General features: G+C 60.5%; 13 protein-coding genes. 8 read left to right on the forward strand and 5 right to left on the reverse strand.

The genetic code is table 11. The annotated features are described in order from the left end of the window. Window positions 1–3 precede the first annotated feature (3 nt). Complete coding sequence (locus ACQY78_RS00475; RefSeq protein ID WP_428681713.1) at window positions 4–1,737, reverse strand: glycosyltransferase family 2 protein; 1,734 nt, start codon at window positions 1,735–1,737, stop codon at window positions 4–6. Between the two features lie 116 nt (window positions 1,738–1,853). Continuing rightward, window positions 1,854–2,480 (reverse strand): hypothetical protein, encoded by a 627-nt coding sequence (locus ACQY78_RS00480; RefSeq protein ID WP_428681715.1) that lies wholly within the window; start codon window positions 2,478–2,480, stop codon window positions 1,854–1,856. 230 nt (window positions 2,481–2,710) lie between these two features. On the opposite strand from ACQY78_RS00480, the gene ACQY78_RS00485 reads away from it, so the two are divergent. From ACQY78_RS00485 to ACQY78_RS00495, 3 genes are all read left to right on the forward strand, one after another. Next, on the forward strand, window positions 2,711–4,033 hold the full coding sequence (locus ACQY78_RS00485) for a polysaccharide biosynthesis/export family protein (RefSeq protein WP_428681717.1): 1,323 nt from the start codon (window positions 2,711–2,713) through the stop codon (window positions 4,031–4,033). A 167-nt stretch (window positions 4,034–4,200) separates the two neighbouring features. Next, a complete protein-coding gene (locus ACQY78_RS00490; RefSeq protein ID WP_428686535.1) occupies window positions 4,201–5,421 on the forward strand; it encodes an NAD-dependent epimerase/dehydratase family protein in 1,221 nt (406 codons plus the stop codon). A 42-nt stretch (window positions 5,422–5,463) separates the two neighbouring features. Further along, window positions 5,464–6,393: an NAD-dependent epimerase/dehydratase family protein gene (locus ACQY78_RS00495; protein WP_428681719.1), complete on the forward strand. Its 930-nt coding sequence runs from the start codon at window positions 5,464–5,466 to the stop codon at window positions 6,391–6,393. Here the strand turns inward: ACQY78_RS00495 and ACQY78_RS00500 are convergent. Genes ACQY78_RS00500 through rfbC form a run of 3 tightly spaced genes read right to left on the reverse strand, consistent with a single transcriptional unit; the run spans window position 6,387 to window position 8,876 of the window. Next, window positions 6,387–7,364, reverse strand: a complete 978-nt coding sequence (locus tag ACQY78_RS00500; protein WP_428681721.1) for a glycosyltransferase — start codon at window positions 7,362–7,364, stop codon at window positions 6,387–6,389. The genes ACQY78_RS00495 and ACQY78_RS00500 overlap by 7 nt on opposite strands. Window positions 7,365–7,424: 60 nt before the next feature. Then, complete coding sequence (gene rfbD, locus ACQY78_RS00505; RefSeq protein ID WP_428681723.1) at window positions 7,425–8,321, reverse strand: dTDP-4-dehydrorhamnose reductase; 897 nt, start codon at window positions 8,319–8,321, stop codon at window positions 7,425–7,427. Window positions 8,322–8,324: 3 nt separating this feature from the next. Beyond that, window positions 8,325–8,876 (reverse strand): dTDP-4-dehydrorhamnose 3,5-epimerase, encoded by a 552-nt coding sequence (gene rfbC / locus ACQY78_RS00510; protein WP_428681725.1) that lies wholly within the window; start codon window positions 8,874–8,876, stop codon window positions 8,325–8,327. Window positions 8,877–8,966: 90 nt separating this feature from the next. Between rfbC and rfbA the strand changes: the two genes are divergently transcribed. The 5 genes from rfbA to cysN all read left to right on the forward strand — a co-directional run bounded on the left by rfbA (window position 8,967) and on the right by cysN (window position 16,992). Next, on the forward strand, window positions 8,967–9,866 hold the full coding sequence (gene rfbA, locus ACQY78_RS00515) for a glucose-1-phosphate thymidylyltransferase RfbA (RefSeq protein WP_428681727.1): 900 nt from the start codon (window positions 8,967–8,969) through the stop codon (window positions 9,864–9,866). 94 nt (window positions 9,867–9,960) lie between these two features. After that, the gene (locus ACQY78_RS00520; protein ID WP_428681729.1) at window positions 9,961–12,942 is read left to right on the forward strand and encodes a glycosyltransferase family 2 protein; all 2,982 of its coding nucleotides are present in this window, start codon (window positions 9,961–9,963) and stop codon (window positions 12,940–12,942) included. 59 nt (window positions 12,943–13,001) lie between these two features. Beyond that, complete coding sequence (locus ACQY78_RS00525) at window positions 13,002–14,078, forward strand: glycosyltransferase family 4 protein (RefSeq protein ID WP_428686537.1); 1,077 nt, start codon at window positions 13,002–13,004, stop codon at window positions 14,076–14,078. A gap of 110 nt (window positions 14,079–14,188) precedes the next feature. Further along, window positions 14,189–15,094, forward strand: a complete 906-nt coding sequence (gene cysD, locus ACQY78_RS00530) for a sulfate adenylyltransferase subunit CysD (protein ID WP_428686539.1) — start codon at window positions 14,189–14,191, stop codon at window positions 15,092–15,094. Then, window positions 15,094–16,992: a sulfate adenylyltransferase subunit CysN gene (gene cysN, locus ACQY78_RS00535; protein WP_428681731.1), complete on the forward strand. Its 1,899-nt coding sequence runs from the start codon at window positions 15,094–15,096 to the stop codon at window positions 16,990–16,992. Before cysD ends, cysN begins: the two co-directional genes overlap by 1 nt. The last annotated feature ends 107 nt before the right edge of the window (window positions 16,993–17,099 follow it).

A 17,099-nucleotide genomic window follows, 5' to 3' on the forward strand; every position in this document is an offset into this window, starting at 1 on the left:
CGCTCAGAGGTCGAGCAGCAGAAGTTTTTGTGCGTATCGGGCAACGAGCCGGGCATCGATGGAGTCGCCACAGGCCTTGAAAACGAGCGCGCGGGCTCCCGCTTCGTCGAGTTTGATGGCCTGACCATCGGCGCGAACCGTGTTGCGGCGGTACCGGACAGCCGGCCATTGCAAGGCGCCGATGCGGAGGCCCGCGCCTTGCGCCTTGGCAAGGGTCACCCAATCCAGGCTCGGATAGTCGTAGCCGAGGTCGTGGAACCCTCCGAGAGCGGTGAAAGGCTCGCGCCGGACCGCCATTGCGGTGTCGCCGAACGCATTGAAGAACAGCCCAGCCGAATGGGCCGTACCCAGGAAGAGCAGTCGTCCCGCGCTGGGAACCGATCGCGGATCTCCGTCCGTGTCGTCGAACACGTCCAGAGACGAGACGACGATGTCGTGTGACCCGGCGGAGGCGGCGCGCACAAGCCGTTCGAGGCCGCCCCCGAGGAACAGGTTATCGTCGTCGAGGAATACGACGATCTCGGAACGCGCCTCTGCGAGGCCCCGATTGTAGGCGGACGTCTGAGGGAGCGGCTCGGACAGGGTGAGGATGCGCAGGGCGGGGCGATCGCCGGCGGCTTCGCGGATCGCACCCGCGACGTCGGGGATCGGGCTCGCATTGTCGATGACGATGACTTCGACTTCGTGGGCGCCCACCGTCGGGGGAATGGAGGCCAGAGCCTGGCGCAGAAAGCCCAGCCGATTATGGTGAAGGACGCAGACCGTGACGGTCTCCGTTCCTGAAGTCGGCGAGCGAACATCCAGGCGCATAAGGTCCGCGAGCAACTTCGCCCAGTCGACTTCACGGCGCTCATCGGCGGTCGCGCCACCATTTCCAACCGCCAGGGCGATCGACTCGACAAGCCGGGATGCCAGATCGGGATCATCCATCGGCCGTGCGAGAAATGCGAGGTGATTTGAGGCGCAGGCACGGAGAGAGTGGAGATCGTCACTGTCTGAAGAGACCGAAACGACGAGTCTCCCCGGCTCCTCAGCGTAGCGGAGCGCGCTCAATCGGTCCGACTCATCGATCACCTTGAAGCGAAATGGCCATGTTGCGGCTTTCTGTCCCAGCCATTCTTTGCTGAGGCCATGCAGTGAATCGGCCGCCGGCCCGAGAAAGGTTACGGATCGGTCGCCCAGGATTCCCTCGCGAGCCAGTCGTTCGATCGCCTCGACGAATTCGCCGGCTCCGGCAGCACGCTGCAGCGCGCCCATGAACACGATCTCACGAATTTGTGTGTCTATGCGGGTTGCTGCCGCAATACCCGCTATGCGCGAAAAGGTGACGAGAGGAGGGAGGCGATCGCTGCCTGGCAGTACAGGTGCCTCGGCCGCCTGATCGGGCAGGATGAGTGCGTCCGCGTGAGCGAGGCATTGCCGCTCCATCGCGTCCGCAATCAGAGATCCGAGGTCGAAGATCGCAGAGTCGCTCGCCAGGAAACGGTCACGGGTCGGCTCATTGCCCCACAGGGCGACATGGGTCCCGGCGAATGCCTCGCCGCACGCCCTGGCCATCAGGGTTGCCTGGGCGATACCCCCGCGCAGTGGTGCGATGATCAGGTCGGGGGGCTTTTGCGCCAGCTCGTGGGCGAGGCGATGGCTGTCGGTCATGGGGCTGACCGCCACCGCACGATTGAGACCTGTCAGAAGGGGCGGGTCATTCGCGAGGTTGGCGAGGGCGCGGGGGTCGATCATTCGAACCTCATGCCCCTGGCTCGTCAGAGCCCGTACTGCCTCTTGAAAGACGCCGGTGGGCCCATGCCATCCCTCTGACGGCGACGTGTCGACCAGGACGATATCCAGAGGCACGGTCAGGAAATCCCGAATTCGAGGCCGCTGGCCAGATCAACGACGAACAGGACACCCGTGTTCGCCGGAAGGGGCAGAGAGAATCCATGGAAGCCGTCGCTGCTTCCTTCGACGCTGTCGCGCCGATAGAGGGTCGCCCGTTGCTCGGCGAGCGTCTGCTGGCCGGCGCGCAGACGGATGATCCGCCGCTCTTGCGGATGATGCCGGTCTATCGCCCAACCCGTGAGCGCAGGCCCCGTCGGGCGCTGGTCCAGGCACAGAACATAGCCTCCACGAACGAAGGTCCTGCTTGCGATATGTCCGGTATTCGACCCAGGCTTCGGAAGCTCTGCGCCCAGCCTTCCGCACAAGAACCGCGCCGTCTCGACGACGGCAAGATCGGAGATCGGAACGGCGAAGCCATAGTGCCCGTCGCCGTAGCCCGCTTTTTGCACGTCGGCACGATAGCGGTCAGCCAGAACGTGGGCGATCACCCCACCGGAGGCGTCGACCATTCGTATGGAGAGTCGAGACGTCGGCTCGGCAAGGTCGAACGCCCAGCCGCGCGTGTGGCCGCGGTGAACGCCATCGATGCTCCCGACGATGCGGGGCCGCGTCCCGGAAGCAGGGAGCCGCAGGAGGCTCTTCATGCCGAGCAGCTTGCTGAGTGTGGATATCAAGTGCGCATTATCGGATGTGGAATCGTCTGCTGCAATCCGGCGATGGCAGATCCCCGCCGTTTGCCCACCGCTGACGGATTGACCATGACCTGCTTCGCGGATACCCCTTGAGCCCGGAGAAATCTCGCTCGGTTCGTCGCAGAAATCTGTCGTCGATTTGTCGCTTTCAATCCGTCGCTGTCGAGAAAGTGCCTACCCCCATGACTCTCTTGGATTTTTTGCCGGACCAGTTTGTCGACACGGGTGTCGGTCAGAGAAGCCAATTGGGCAATGCTGGTTGGATGGCAAGCGGTGCTGTCGCCAGATTCAAAGAAAAGGTGTCACTGGCTCGGAGGATTTTTTTCGCCAGCGTTCTAGCCGTTGCGACGGCGAGTTGCACGGGCGTGCCGGCATCGGCACCCACGTCGGCGCAGCTCGTTCGTACACAGGATGAAAATTGGGAGGTCTTCGTCGTCAAGGTGACCTCTCTGGTCACCAGGGCTCTCGCGCAGTATCAGCCTGCAAGTTTCCCACAGGCCTTTCGATTGGCCAAGTACACGCCGAGCGTGGCGCTGAAGCCGGGCGACACGATCGGTATCACTATTTATGAGACCGCCGGCTCCACGCTGTTCCAGGGCACGGTGCCGCCGTTGATGACGGGGACTCCGGGCCTGCCGGCGCCGCAGTCCTCGACCTTGCCATTGCAGATCGTCGAGTCGGACGGGCGGGTTACTGTGCCGTATGTCGGCCGGTTGCACGTCGCGGGCCGCACGCCTTCGCAGGCTGCCGCACTGATCCAGGAAGGCCTCGCATCCCAGACCGTCCGGCCGCAAGTGGTCGTCTCGCTGGTTAGTAACATGGCCAACACGGTGTCGGTCGGGGGTGAGGTGAACAAGGCAGGCCTGATGCAGCTCACGCTGCGTGGCGAGAGGCTGTTGGATGTCGTCGCCTGGGGAGGCGGACCAAAGTACCCGGCGGTTCAGATGGACGTCCGGCTCATGCGCGGTCAGCAGGTAGTATCGCTTCCCCTGCAACAAGTTATGTCCAATCCGGCGGACAACGTCGTCGCCCAGCCCAACGACAACATCGTGTTGGTGCGAAATCCCAAGACCTTCCTCGTCATGGGGGCGACGCAAAAGGTTGCGCAATACCCGTTTGAAACGGAGCAGGTGACACTGGCCGAAGCCATCGCCCGGGCTGGCGGCGGCATTGACGTGCAAGCCAATCTTGGTGGCGTCTATTTATTTCGCTACGAGCCTGCGAGATTCGCGCGCAGCTTGTTGGCGGCCGACAGGCAGGCTGTCGATCTGACCTACGTAAACGCGCGTATGGCCGCCCTGGAAGGCGGCATGGACGCCCCTGTCATCTATCGTATCGACCTCACGCAGGCCGACGGATATTTCTTTGCCCAGCAGATTCAGCTTCGCGACAAGGATGTCGTCCTCGTTACGAACGCCGATTCCGTTCAATTCCTGAAGATCATGCAGGTCGTCCGTTCGATCACCGGCGCCTACTACGACCTGACCCGGAGTACGAACAACTAGGAGCACGATTGGCGGGACCAGATACCTTCAACGCAGGGTTGTTTATCTAGGCGCAACTCGCAAACACTGGGCGCGGATCGGCACTGGCCTTCCCATTGCCTCACATCCTAGGCCGCTGTAAGCAAACGATGGCCGGACATCATCCGGTCTCGAAGGTATGGGAGGCTATGACAAAAGGCGTCGTGATCGTTTTCGGCGGCGATGGTTTCTGCGGCTGGCCGACGAGCCTGCATCTCAGTCGTGCAGGCTATGAAGTCGTCATCGTCGACAACTTCTCCCGCCGTCGCATCGAGGCAGAACTCGGAGCGGAGTCCCTGACGCCCATCCGGAGCATGGCGGAGCGCTTGGAGGCTTGGCATGAGCTGACCGGACGCGGAATCTCCTTGCGTCAGCTGGATGCGGCCACCGACTTCGACGGGGTCAGGGAGATTCTGGCGACTCACAAGCCGGTTGCCTGCGTTCATTTCGCCGAGCAGAGGGCGGCGCCGTATTCGATGAAGTCGGCGCGGCACCGCATATACACCGTCAACAACAATCTCAACGCCACCAACAGTATCATGGCGGCCATTGTTGAGGTCGATCCGGCGATTCACTGCGTTCATCTCGGGACCATGGGCGTCTATGGCTACGGCGCGATGGGAGCGGTCATTCCCGAGGGTTACTTCAACGTGAGGCTTCCCCAGGAGGGTGGCGGCTTCATCGATCGGGAGGTTCTGTATCCCGCCGATCCCGGCAGCATCTATCACATGACCAAGACTCAGGATGCGTTGCTGTTCCAGTTTTACGCCAAGAACGACCGGCTCCGGATCACCGATCTGCATCAGGGAATCGTCTGGGGTACCCAGACGCCCGAAACCGAACTCGACGAACGCCTGATCAATCGCTTCGACTATGATGGCGACTACGGTACGGTCCTGAACAGGTTTCTGATGCAGGCGGCCGTTGGCTTTCCCTTGACCGTGAACGGCACGGGCGGGCAGACGCGGGCCTTCATTCATATTCGCGATACGGTGAACTGCATTCGTCGGGCCATCGAGTCGCCGCCGAACCCTGGCGACAAGGTTCGTATCCTCAATCAGATGACGGAAACGCATCGGATCAGGGATCTGGCGAAGCTCGTGCAAAGCATGACGGGGAGCGAGATCGCGTACGTTGTAAATCCCCGGACGGAGCTTGAAGAGAACGACCTGCAGGTCGCTAATCCCCAGTTCAGAGCCTTGGGGGTCGCCTCCACGACCCTGGAGGTGGGCCTCCTCGAGGAAGTGAAGAATGTCGCGCAGCGTTATCGGCACCGCTGCGATTTCTCGAAGATTCCGTGCGTCTCGTACTGGTCGCGCGAGCGAGCGCAGAAAGCGCTTGCTCAGACAAACAAACTCGTCGCGGAGTAACGGAGCCATATCCATTCCTCTGAATCTCTTCGGCAAAGCGCCGTGACGACCCAAAAAATCCTCATCACGGGCGGCTGCGGGTTCGTCGGTTCGAATCTCATCCGGCGCGCCGCGGCGCTCGGGCTCTCCAGTCGTCTGACGGTTCTCGACAACGAGACGATGGGTTCACCGACTGAGTTGCCTTCGAACGTGTTTGCCTACGAACGCGGTGACGTCAGGGATCTTGCGACCATGGCTCGAATGGCGGCTGGTTGCGATGCCATTATCCACCTGGCAGGGCATACGCGGGTGCTGGAATCGATCGCGGATCCAGAGAGCGACTTCGAGATCAATGTCCGCGGGACGCTGAATGTACTTATGGCGGCACGCGACGCCGGCGTTCCTCATGTCATTCTGGCGTCGACGGGCGGCGCCCTGTTCGGGGCCGAGACGGCGCCCATTCACGAAGAGATGGTTCCCCAGCCGCTGTCGCCCTACGGCGCATCCAAGCTCGCGATGGAGGGATATGCCCACGCCTTTGCAAGCTCCTACGGATTGCGAACGACGTCGTTGCGCTTCACCAACGTTTACGGACCCTATTCTCGTCTCAAGGGCAGCGCGGTCGCCCATTTCTTCCGGCAGATATTGGCGCGGCAACCGATCACGGTTTATGGCGACGGCAGCCAGGTTCGCGACTTCGTCTATGTCGACGATCTCTGCGACGGCATTCTCCAGGCGTTGGCGGCGTCGGCGTCGGGCGTCTACCACTTGGGCTCCGGCAATCCCACGTCGATCGCGACCCTGTTGAAGAGCATGCGCGACGTGGTCGGCCCGGAATGGGCGTTTGAGGTTCGCTACGCGCCCTGGCGCACCGGGGAGGTCGTTCGGACCTACACCGCCATCGACAAGGCGGCCAAGGCTTTCGCCTATCAGCCCGGCGTTACGTTGGACATCGGACTGCCGCGGACCTGGCGGTGGTTTCTCGATCAGTAATTGTCGTTGCCCGGAAGGATTCTCTCGAAGAGGTCCAGGTAGGCCCGCCGCACGACCTCCGGAGAATGGCGCCGCCACATCTCAAGCTGAACTTCATGCACGTAGGTGTGTCGTTCTTCGGGGTCCAAGAGCCTTTCCATCGCTCTATCGAGGGCAAGTGGGCTCTCGACGGAGAAGAGCCCATGCCCCGCTGCGCGCAGGATTTCCGAGCAGGAAGGCGAATTGCTTACCAACGTGGGAACCCCGTGCATCATGGCGGCGACAAAGCGGTTGGGGCTCTTAGCAGGCTCCTCCACCGCGTGTGAAACGACGCACAGTTCTGCCATGGATAGCTCGCGTTGCAGGTTCTCGATCGACCAGGGGATGCAGAAGGAACTGTAGTCTGGATACCTATGGGAGAGGGTATCGGGAGTTGTCACGAGAACGGGACGATAGCCCCAATGTGTTCTCAAATGATCGATGATCCAGCGCGCGCTCTCGAAATTCCCACGTGTCACATGGCCGAACCAGACGAGCCGACGTGATCCAATTGCCGTCGCCGCCGTTGGGGATGCCTTGTAGTCGATGGATTCCGGAATGAAGAAGCAGGGCTTTCCGGGAAAGAGCCTTGTCAGTTCGGCTCGCAATTTCGTCGTGGGGGCGATCAGGGCGTCGGCGCGCTCTATCACCTCGAGGCAGCGGCGGCGCGCGTGAATAGCGCCTTCGTCGGTCTTGAAGATGTTGTCGGTTTCGAAGAAGCGATCGCAGACGTCATAGACGACGGTCTGGCGGCGGTTGTTGGATATGCTTTCGAACGTCTTATCGCTGCACAACTGGACGATGACGGCAATGTCGGCCGCCGGGTCATGGTTCAACTCGACGTCCCAAACGGGATCGCCGGCAAGCAGATCAACCACGTACTTGGCACGCAGGCGCGACGTCACGTATTGATCGATGGGATACCAAATCGGCGCGAAGGATACTTTGGGCACTTTCCTGACCAGCTTGTGCGCCGCTGGGGTAGGGCGCCGAGGCAACCGTCAATCGTCGGTCTACTGCTCGCTTGCATATACCTCGTCGATGGCGGCTTTGAGGCCATGTGACCAATGCGGCATCGAGATTCCGAAGGTTTGCGACAGTTTGGTTAGGTCGAGGCGCGAATTGAGCGGCCGCTGAGCTCTGACGGGATATTCGCTGGTTGCGATCGGAACGACCCGGGTCGTCTTCACCGCAGCACCTCTGGCCTGCAGCTCCCCGATGATCGCGGCCGCAAACCGGTGCCAGCTCGTGCTGTCCGATGCCGCCAGGTGAACGAGACCACTGCCACGGGCCACTACTTCCGCGATGCCGCGAGGATCGGCGAACATCTGCGCTATCGCACCTGCTATCATGGCTGCCGAAGTCGGGGCGCCAAACTGGTCGGCTACGATGCGCAGCTCCTCTCGTTCCTTTGCCAGACGCATGATGGTGCGCAAGAAATTGGTGCCGGTTGGCGCATAGACCCAGGACGTCCTGACAATGAGATGGGGGCCTCCCGCGTCGCGGATCGCCAGTTCACCGGCGAGTTTGCTGGCTCCATAGACCGACAGCGGCGACGGCGAATCAGTTTCCTTCCAAGGAGTCGTTCCACTGCCATCGAAAACGTAGTCGGTCGAAAAATGAATCAAGGGGACGCGCGTGGCCGCTGCCCAGCGCGCTAGGGCGCGTGGCGCCGCTTCGTTGACCTGAAAGGCGGTGTCTCGGTCGTCCTCAGCCTTGTCGACGGCGGTATAGGCCGCTGGATTGACGATCACGTCGGGCGCCAGTTCGTCCAGACGCGCGGCGATCCCGCCAAGCTTGGTCATGTCGATGAGCATTCGGTCGGCTGGAATCACCGTGCCGAACGCCGAGAGGCGGGGGACAAGCGCCGATCCGACCTGCCCCGAAACACCAGTTAAGAGAATTCGCAACGTTTAGCCTTCATATGCCGGGAGCCGCTGGATCTGCGAGAGCGGCAGGGCTGCGGCATCCTTCGCTGAGATCTTCGGATCCGACACTCGCCAGTCGATACCGAGATCGGGATCGCACCAGCGCACCGTTATTTCGTCCTTGGGGCTGTAGTGATTGTCGCACTTGTAGAAGAAATCCGCGGTTTCCGAGAGAACAACGAAACCGTGTGCAAAGCCTCGCGGCACGAACATCTGGCGTCCGTTCTCCTCGCTGAGTTCGACAGTCACGGACTTCCCAAAAGTCGGGCTTCCACGGCGCACGTCGACTGCAACATCAAGGACCGTGCCGCGCAGGACGCTGACGAGCTTCCCTTGCGGGTTGGGATACTGAAGGTGCAATCCACGCAGGACGCCGTGGCTTGAGCGCGAAAGATTGTCCTGAACGAAAGGGCCGGCGACACCAGCGGCGGCGTAACGTTCCGACTGGAACGTCTCGACGAAAAAACCACGCGGATCGCCATACCGCCGGGGTTCGAAAACGACCACTCCCGGAAGTGAAGTTTCGAACGTTTGCATACCCGCTTGCCCCGGAGTTAACGTAGTACTTTTTATAGAGGTTATTATGGGCTATTGGCAAGAACGTGAGGCCGGCGAGGTGGAGGCGTAATGAAGGGCATCATCTTGGCTGGCGGTTCCGGGACGCGGTTGTATCCGGTCACGAGCGTGGTTTCGAAGCAGCTGCTTCCTGTCTTCGACAAGCCCATGATCTACTATCCGCTGACGACACTCATGTTCGCCGGTATTCGCGACATCCTGATCATCTGTACGCCACCGGATGTTCCCCTGTTTCAGAAGTTGCTGGGTGACGGCAGTCAATGGGGACTCCGCTTTTCGTATGCAGCTCAGGAAACGCCTCGCGGTCTTGCCGACGCGTTTATAATCGGGCGGGACTTCGTCGGTTCGGATCGTGTTGCCCTGGTGCTGGGCGACAATATTTTCTATGGCAACGGGCTTTCAGAGGCCTTGGCGAATGCGGTTGCGCGAGAGAAGGGCGCAACGGTGTTCTCGTATGTGGTGGCCCGCCCCGACCAATATGGCGTAGTGGAACTGGATGCGAGCGGTCGTGCGATTTCGATCGAGGAAAAGCCGGTTAAGCCAAAGTCCAACTTTGCGGTCACCGGCCTGTATTTTTATGACAATCTCGTATTGGATATCGCGGCCTCTCTGAAGCCATCTCCGCGCGGGGAAATCGAGATCACTGACATCAATCGCGTGTACATGGAGCAGGCCCAACTGTTCGTCGAGATACTCGGCCGCGGTTTTGCCTGGCTGGATACCGGGACCCACGAATCGCTGACAGAGGCGAGCCAGTTCGTTCAGATCTTGGAGCAGCGCCAGGGATTGCGGGTCTCGTGCCCGGAAGAAATTGCCCTGCGACTGGGCTATATAACGCTGGATCAGTTTCATCAGCTTGCCATTAGGGCAAGTAAGAGCCGATACGGTCAGTATCTCTTGACGGTACACAAAGCATTCGAATCGGGTCGTGAACTGGTCGAAATGCGCTAAGTGCACCTTGTAAGAGGCGCCTGACATGGCTCTGGCATCGAGAAATGGCTACATTGGCATCGTTGTTGCTTAGATAGCATTGGGGCGGAGAACTATGTCTGGCACGACCAGCGGCAACCGGCGGCCCAACCCAGAGTTCTCGGAGTGGGCCTCGGCGAGTGTCGCAAACCCGAAGAACGGTTTTGTCTTCTGTCGCAACTGGTTTGTGACCAGCGTCAATCGCGGTCGGCCGATGGATATCGGCCTGGAACCATTGGACGCTCGGACCGAGGTCGGTGTTCGCATACTGCTGCGAGATCCTCCGGAGCAGGTGCGTTTGTGGCATCCGCTGCCAGATGGACTTGTCGAGGCCGGGACATCGATGGTCCGAGTGCGCTTGAGGGGGCTTGCGGGAGAGAAAGCCGTCCTGCAGCTTGACTCCATGGCATTGTTCCACGGCAGTGATAGCGAACGAAAGGTCAGCCGGCGACTCGTCGGCGCAATTCCGCTTAACGCGGCGTGGCATGAATTTTCAGTAGCCCTCAAAGCGGGCGAGGCTCCGCTCGAAGGACAACGGTATCTCTCGCTCCGGTTCTCGGGACGGGGCGTGGTCGAGATGGAGTTCTGCCGCATTCAGGAAGCGGCTGCCGCCGGACGAATGCTTTCCTCGGCCAAAGGGCTCGCGGCAAGGGTATTGTCCGGGTTTCGTCGGACAGGGCCCGAGGATGCGCACGTCGAGGGTGGCGAGCTCTTGATCGTTGAGCCACCGGTCACGTCCGGCAAGGACGAGGTTGAAGCTCTCAAGGACAACACTCAGACGGCGCCGGTTGTCGAAAGGACGGAAAATCCCAACCTCCTGGGCAACTCAAGGTTTCTTTCCTGGTCGGGGAACCGGCCGGAAAACTGGCAAGTCTCATTGCCGCGAGGCGTAACGCTGAATCGCGCCGTTCCCTCGGACGATCAGCCGTTCCAGACGGAGAGCGTACGCATCAGTTTCGACAAGCCTGCCACCGATCAGGCCGTTACTCTTTCCCAACGAGTCGCCGGATTGGAGTCCGAGCAGTTCGTCGACTTGATGATCATCGGAAAGGCCGAAAGCCGTACGGAAGTGGACATCGCCCTTACTGATTCTTCGGGTGCGGTCATTCCCGGGGCGAGGGCGTCCGTGACGCTCTGGCCATCCTGGCAGCTCCGAACGGCAGGAATCAGGATGTCAGCCAAGCTGTCCGAGGGGCCGCATGGAATCGTCCTGATGATCCGCAGCGGACAATGTCGAGCGGTGCTCCTTGGCTACGTTGCTGCATGTGTGGCGGGTCAAAAGATTCTGGCCGAGTTTCAATATCGCGAGACGCCGTCAGTTGTGAGCAACGCGCTCGTGAATGGACGGTTCGACCATTGGAGAGGCGCTCTTGTGCGACACTTCTCCAATCGCCGCAGTGAGATAAGCGACTCGTGGCAGCTGGTCGCCAAGGCGCCCAGTCCCAGCCTGGAGATTCGGCTCACGGAGATTTCTCCGCGTGGACTGCGTGACGGTCGCACTCACGCCAGCGTCCTGGGGATCGCCCTGCATGGGGAGATCGAAGGGCCGTACCTGCGCATGGAAGCGATGCTTGACCTGCTGCAGTTGCTTGCGGGTCCACCTCGGCAGCTCCGATTCTATGCCCGCCGCGCGGCCGCCTCGTCGGGCCCGCCACAGAACCGCGAGGCGCAAGTCATCCAGCAAGTCTTCATCGCCGAGCGTGCACGCATCTCGGCAGAGCGGAACGAGTATGACGTAAAGCGCCTTTTCACGATTCGCCGCAATATCCGCATCGGCAGGATTGGCGAATTGCATGTGCTACCGCTTCGCGCGGAGCAGCGCACCATTCTCGCCACTAAGGTGAGAGACGCGATCGGTGATCCGGGGTATTCCCTCTTGCTCATCTTCGAGTTTGTGGGAACGGTCGACTTCGCAATCGGCGACATTCGCCTCACAAACGATGGGGCTCCGTCAGACCTGGTCTCTCGTCCGGCACCCAACGAGCCGGCGATGGAGGACGAGAACATCACCAGCCAACTCACTCTGCTGAAGGGTGTCGATCACTGGAGATCCAGCCTGCCCTTGTTGGTTACGACCTATTGTCCGCAAGCGATGAATGTCGACCAGCCTCATTGGAGCTGGCTGCCAGATTCGAAAATGACGGTGGACATCGTGATTTGCGTTCACAATGCCGTCGATGAGACGCTGGGATGCCTCGAGTCGATCTTCCGCCACACGACGATCCCGCACACCGTAACCATCATCGATGACAGGTCCAATGATGTCACGAGGGAGCAGTTGCGTCGTTACGTTCAGGGGAAGCCTTGGATCCGCATGTTCGAGAACGAGGCAAATCTCGGGTACACTCGTTCCGCGAACATCGGGATCAGCTCCTCGACGGCGGAGTGGGTCGTACTTCTCAACAGTGACACGTTGGTTACACAAGGCTGGCTCGAGGGCATGTTTGAGGTCGTCAAGGCGCGCCCCAACGCGGCCATGATTGGTCCAGTGTCCAATGCGGCTTCCTGGCAGTCGGTCCCCAATCTGCATGACATAAAGGGGGGCTGGAGCAGCAATCCCCTGCCGGAAGGGTTTTCTCACGACGATGTCGGAAGGCTGGTTCGCGAGCTGTCGCCCCAGGAATTTCCCGAAGCGACGCTGCTGAATGGCTTCTGTACGTTGATGCGCCGGAACGTGATCGCAGAAGTGGGCTATCTCGATGAAGTCGCTTTCCCGATGGGGTATGGCGAAGAGAACGACCTTTGCCTGCGGGTCCGGAAGGCCGGGTACTCGTTGGCGCTCGCCGACCACGTCTATGTCTATCACGTCAAATCTGCGAGCTTCGGAAACATACGTCGCGCTGAACTTTCAAAGCGGGGAACAGCGCAGTTGCTGGCCAAACATCCAGACGTCGACATCAAGGCCGTCCAGCGGGAAATGGCCGAGCTTATTTCTTTGATCGAACTCCGCAAAAGGCTGCGCAAGAGATTGCATCCGGAGAATGATTGGCGGGAAGTGCAGCCGGCTGGACCTTCTGCCAAGGCTCTCGATGCCGGCGTACCTTCTCAGCTGCATTAGTCTAGTCGAAAACGTGAAAGGCGAGCCTAGTGGGCTGCAACGATGAATCGTTGAACGTGATGTTCGTGCTGCCGTCAGGCGGCGGTGGCGGCGGCTCAAACTCCGTCGCTCAGGAGGTCATGGGACTGGCCAGACTGGGTGTCGACGCGCGACTTGCCGTCAACGCGCCGAATTACGCCAAGTTCGTCACGGCCTATCCTGAACTTGAGGCGCTCAAGGTCCCAGTTCTGTCCTATGCAGATGCGGCTGAACTCGCGCCTCATATGGCGTCCTGCCGGGTCGTCGTCGCGACGACAAATCGCTCGGTTTTCGATGTGAACAACGCTCGGACGGAATTGCTGAAGGGCAGTCCTCAAGCCCCGGTGAAGTTTGCATACTATGTTCAGGACTATGAGCCTCTGTTCTATCCCGCCAACGGCGAAGCATGGCTGAAGGCTTACCAGTCCTATTCGGTTCTGAAAGACGCCATGTTGTTCGCGAAGACCAAGTGGCTCTGCGACATCGTCTATGCCAACCACGGCATTCGCGTGATGAAGGTCGCTCCTTCAATCGATCATGATGTGTACTTTCCTGACCTGAGGCGAAATAGTTCGCAACTCATGGTCGCCGCGATGCTGCGCCCTTCGACACCCCGTCGCGCACCATGGCGCACCGCGCGCGTCATGGAGGCGATCAGCAGAAACCATGCCAATGTGTCCATGCAGGTTTTCGGCGCTACGACCGAGGAACTGACGTCCGCAGGAATCGAGTTGCCCCCAGGCGTCAAGAATTGGGGTGTGCTCAGGCGGGCGGAGGTGCCGGAACTGCTAAGGGGCAGCGATCTGTTCCTCGACCTGTCGGACTATCAGGCCTTTGGGCGAACTGGCCTTGAAGGGATGGCCTGCGGATGCATTCCCGTCGTTCCGATCCTCGGCGGGACTGCCGAGTATGCGACACATGGGCGTAACGCCTTCGTGGTAGATACGCGCTCGGATCAGCAAATTCTAAGCGCGATAAATACCTTTCTGAAGATGGATTTAACAGCGCGCACGGAGATGCGGCAACAGGCGCTCGAAACGGCGGCCGACTTCACCATCACGAAGGCCGCGCTATCGGAACTGCGTATCTTCAGGCATCTCGCGTTCAGCGAAGGCTAAGGCAGCTTGGCCGTTCCCCTCCGCTGTTGTGGCGCTGAACTTATCGCGCTAGAAATTCAAAGCATACGGCAGGCGCTGGACTTACCAGCAGGAGTGATCATTTGCCCGACATCGCGGATCGGTTGACGCATCTCCAGCGGCTGGAAGCCGAGAGCATCTTTATCATGCGCGAGGTGGTCGCGGAGTGCGAAAAGCCGGTGATGCTCTATTCAATCGGCAAGGACTCTTCGGTCATGCTTCATCTCGCGATGAAGGCGTTTTATCCAGCCAAGCCGCCCTTTCCCGTTCTGCATGTGGATACGACCTGGAAGTTTCGGGAGATGATCGCCTTTCGCGAGGAGATCACGACCAAGCTCGGTCTCGATCTCATCGTGCACATCAATGCCGAGGGCGTCCGGCAGGGGATCAACCCGTTCAGTCATGGCTCGTCGATCCACACGAATATCATGAAGACGGAGGGCCTTCGCCAGGCGCTCGACCACCATGGTTTCGACGCAGCGCTCGGGGGCGCCCGCCGCGACGAGGAGAAGTCACGCGCAAAGGAGCGCATCTTCTCCTTCCGCTCGGAGCATCATCGCTGGGACCCCAAGAACCAACGCCCGGAACCCTGGAGTCTGTACAATACGCGCAAGAACAAGGGCGAAAGCATCAGGGTGTTCCCGCTGTCGAACTGGACCGAGCTCGACGTGTGGCAATACATCTATCTTGAGAAGATTCCCGTGGTGCCGCTGTATTTCGCCAAGGAGCGCCCCGTGGTCGAGCGGGACGGCATGCTGATCATGGTCGATGACGACCGCCTTCCGCTTGAGCCGGGGGAGCGCCCGCAGATGAAGAAGGTGCGGTTCCGCACGCTGGGCTGCTATCCGCTCACCGGAGCTATCGAAAGCGACGCCGACAACATGCCTGCAATTCTCGAGGAAATGCTAAGAGCGCGAAACTCCGAGCGTCAGGGTCGCATGATCGACCGTGACAGTTCGGGGTCGATGGAGAAGAAGAAGCAGGAAGGCTATTTCTAATGAACGGAGAAGCGTCCGCTCTGGACACCTACCTGCGCGCCCAGGAACAAAAGGACCTGCTGCGTTTCATAACATGCGGCAGCGTGGACGACGGCAAATCTACCCTGATCGGCAGGCTGCTCTACGAAGGCAAGATGCTGTTGGACGATCAGCTCGACAGCCTGAAGACGGAGAGTGCGCGCGTCGGAACCCAGGGCGGCGATCTCGACTTCGCCCTTCTGGTCGATGGGCTTGCGGCGGAGCGCGAGCAAGGCATCACGATCGATGTAGCCTACCGGTTCTTTGCGACGGACAAGCGGAAATTCATCGTCGCCGATACGCCCGGCCATGAACAGTATACGCGGAATATGGCGACCGGCGCCTCGACTGCGGATCTGGCCATCATCCTGGCGGATGTCCATCGCAGTAATGACCTGCTCACTCAGACGCGCCGGCATTCTTACATCTGTTCGATGCTTGGCATTCGGCAGATCGTGCTCGCGGTCAACAAGATGGACCTCGTCCAGTACGATCAGGCCGTCTTCGAGGCTTACGTTGCCAAGTACATGGCCTTCGCCAAGGAACTCGGGCCGGCGCATGTCGAGGCCATTCCGATATCGGCGCTGCGCGGAGACAATGTGGTGTCGCCGAGCAAGCACATGTCCTGGTATCGCGGGCCGGCTCTGCTTCCGTACCTCGAGACCGTCGAGTTCGGTCGCGAAGCAGCATTGCGTCCCTTGCGCATGCCCGTGCAGTGGGTCAACCGGCCCAATGCCGATTTCCGGGGATTCGCCGGCACGATCACCAGCGGAGCGGTAAAGCCATCCGATCGGATCAAAGTCCTGCCGTCCGCTCAGGAGGCATCGATCACGCGCATCGTGACGATGGATGGCGATCTCGAAACCGCCGTGCATGGCCAGGCCGTGACTTTGGTGCTGGACCGGGAAATTGATGTCAGCCGCGGGGATGTCATCTGCGCCGCTGACGCTCCTGTCGCCATTGCAGACCAGTTCGTCGCGCATCTGCTCTGGATGTCTCCGGAAGAGCTCCTGCCCGGGCGAAGCTACCTGATGAAGATGGGCACGAGCGCCGCGCAGGCGACGGTGACGTCGCTGAAGCACAAGGTCAGCATCAACACGCTGGAGCATTCCGCCGCCAAGACATTGCACCTCAATGAAATCGGATCGTGCAACCTGTCCTTGGACAAGGCGGTCGCCTTCGAACCCTATTCGGAGAGCCGTGAGGCGGGCAGCTTCATTCTGATCGACCGCATCACGAATCAGACCATTGGTATGGGGCTGATCGATTTCGCTCTCCGCCGGGCAAGCAACATTCACTGGCAGAGCCTGGAAGTGAGCCGCGCGGCGAGGTCCTCCCTCAAGAATCAGAAGGGCGCGGTCATCTGGTTCACCGGCCTTTCGGGGTCGGGCAAATCGACCATCGCGACGGCGCTCGAGAAGCGCCTCTACAGCCTCGGGCGGCATACATACGTTCTCGATGGGGACAATATCCGTCACGGCCTCAACCGGGACCTGGGATTTACCGATGCCGATCGCGTCGAGAACATCCGGCGCGTCGCGGAAGTGGCGAGGCTGATGGTCGATGCCGGACTGCTGGTGCTCGTGTCGTTCATTTCGCCGTTCCGCAGCGAACGCGACGCTGCGCGCGGCCTCATGGGCGAAGGAGAGTTCCTCGAGGTGTTCGTCGATACCCCACTGGAAGTGTGCGAGGTGCGCGATCCCAAGGGCCTCTACAAGAAGGCGCGCCGGCAGGAACTCGCGAATTTCACGGGCATCAGCTCGCCGTACGAGGCGCCGGAACATCCCGATGTGCATCTGGAAACAGCGCACCTCTCGGTGGAGGCGGCGGTCGAGGGATTGGTCCGCATCCTGGACGCGAAGGGCCTGACCCAAGGTTAGGGGGCGCCCCCAGGCCCCATTGGTTTGAACCCAAGTGGTGGCAGCTCGCCACTTGCGGCTCGATTGGACAACCCGTCTAATCGGGCGGATATGGGGTCGACCGAAGC

The organism is Reyranella sp., from assembly GCF_965279625.1.
Lineage (GTDB): Bacteria > Pseudomonadota > Alphaproteobacteria > Reyranellales > Reyranellaceae > Reyranella.

Coding starts and splice junctions, on each gene's coding strand:
- ACQY78_RS00520 (WP_428681729.1), top strand. CDS start 9,961: ATGTCTGGCACGACCAGCGGCAACCGGCGGCCCAACCCAGAGTTCTCG.
- rfbC (WP_428681725.1), bottom strand. CDS start 8,876: ATGCAAACGTTCGAAACTTCACTTCCGGGAGTGGTCGTTTTCGAACCC.
- rfbA (WP_428681727.1), top strand. CDS start 8,967: ATGAAGGGCATCATCTTGGCTGGCGGTTCCGGGACGCGGTTGTATCCG.
- ACQY78_RS00475 (WP_428681713.1), bottom strand. CDS start 1,737: ATGATCGACCCCCGCGCCCTCGCCAACCTCGCGAATGACCCGCCCCTT.
- ACQY78_RS00525 (WP_428686537.1), top strand. CDS start 13,002: ATGTTCGTGCTGCCGTCAGGCGGCGGTGGCGGCGGCTCAAACTCCGTC.
- ACQY78_RS00490 (WP_428686535.1), top strand. CDS start 4,201: ATGACAAAAGGCGTCGTGATCGTTTTCGGCGGCGATGGTTTCTGCGGC.
- ACQY78_RS00485 (WP_428681717.1), top strand. CDS start 2,711: ATGACTCTCTTGGATTTTTTGCCGGACCAGTTTGTCGACACGGGTGTC.
- ACQY78_RS00480 (WP_428681715.1), bottom strand. CDS start 2,480: ATGAAGAGCCTCCTGCGGCTCCCTGCTTCCGGGACGCGGCCCCGCATC.
- cysN (WP_428681731.1), top strand. CDS start 15,094: ATGAACGGAGAAGCGTCCGCTCTGGACACCTACCTGCGCGCCCAGGAA.